Origin of the sequence: Bacillus hominis, assembly GCF_018332515.1 — a bacterium.
Classification (GTDB): domain Bacteria; phylum Bacillota; class Bacilli; order Bacillales; family Bacillaceae_G; genus Bacillus_A; species Bacillus_A hominis.
On the sequence record NZ_BOQD01000528.1, the window covers coordinates 1 to 1,367 of the forward strand.

Below are 1,367 nucleotides of genomic sequence, written 5' to 3' on the forward strand. Positions count from 1 at the left end.
TTTTGAAAAAAGTGGAGAAAATTATAATTCGTATATTACTAATTCAATTTGTTTGTCTTTCTGTCATCCAACTGCTTTTTATACATAAATCTTCAGTGAAATATTTATCGAAAATTGTTTATTACGAAGGTGTCGTCACGAAAAATAGGGCGGAAATCTTACAGGTGAATAAGTAGTTTTCATTTTCTTCTATGATGGATTATGCTACAATTATTGAGGATTTAATGACGTGAAGCAAATGAGAAGAAGCAGGGGGAGAATACCTGCTTTTCGTTTTGTTTTATAAGTGAAAAATGAGGTGTTACAATGGATAAACGAATTTCGATTGCTATAGATGGTCCAGCGGCTGCTGGGAAAAGTACAGTTGCAAAAGTTGTTGCAAAAAAACTTTCATATGTTTACATTGATACAGGCGCAATGTACCGTACTATTACATATGCAGCCCTTGAACAAAAAGTGGATATTGAAAATGAAGAAAAGTTAATGGAAGTTGTAAAAAATGTGAATATTGAATTTCAGCAAGGGGAAAATACACAACTTGTATTTTTAAATGGACAAGATGTTTCTGAAGTGATTCGTACGCCTGATGTGACGAATCGCGTATCTATTGTAGCAAAGCATCGTCTTGTTCGTGAAGAAATGGTACGTCGTCAACAAGAATTAGCTGAAAAAGGCGGCGTAGTAATGGATGGCCGTGATATTGGTACACATGTACTACCAGATGCTGAAGTGAAAATCTTTATGCTTGCTTCTGTAGAAGAAAGAGCAGAGAGAAGACATTTAGAAAATATGAATAAAGGTTTCGATTCTAATTTAGAGCAGTTGAAAGAAGAAATTGCTAGGCGTGATAAATTAGATTCAGAACGTGAAGTTTCTCCTTTGAAAAAAGCTGATGATGCATTGGAATTAGATACAACTTCTTTATCAATTGAAGAAGTTGTCCAAAAAATTATGGGTATTGTTTCAGGAGTATTTGCGAAATAAAGAAAGAGGGCTATCCTCTTTCTTTTTTTTTTTTTTTTTGAAATGTAAAGGATAAGTGAATTATAAGTCTCTTTTCTTGACAAATGGGCTAATTTGTAAGAAGTTAGTTACAGAGGGAAAAAACTGTCAGAATATATTCGCTATTATATTTCAAATCATACTTTCTTCAAGATGATTTTGCTGTATACTATGTATATAGGTTTAATATAGTTTCTCGGAGAACTGTATTGAAACAGAATATGTGATGATAAATTCTTAAACATGCAAATGAAAACATCTGTTTTCATTTCGTGTATACATAAAAATGCTTTGTCAATTCTGTAGGGAGGTATTTCCATGGTAGAGAAAATGAATGAAGAAGTTATGAATTCAAAAGAATTACA

At 32.4% G+C, this 1,367-nt stretch carries 2 protein-coding genes; both read left to right on the forward strand.

Annotated features, from left to right (window positions below):
- The first annotated feature begins 2 nt into the window (after nucleotides 1-2).
- Nucleotides 3-176, forward strand: coding sequence for a DUF5359 family protein (locus KI356_RS27130; RefSeq protein WP_087946710.1), 174 nt, complete (start codon nucleotides 3-5; stop codon nucleotides 174-176).
- Nucleotides 177-306: 130 nt separating this feature from the next.
- A complete protein-coding gene (gene cmk, locus KI356_RS27135; RefSeq protein ID WP_128281638.1) occupies nucleotides 307-984 on the forward strand; it encodes a (d)CMP kinase in 678 nt (225 codons plus the stop codon).
- Nucleotides 985-1,367: the final 383 nt, after the last annotated feature.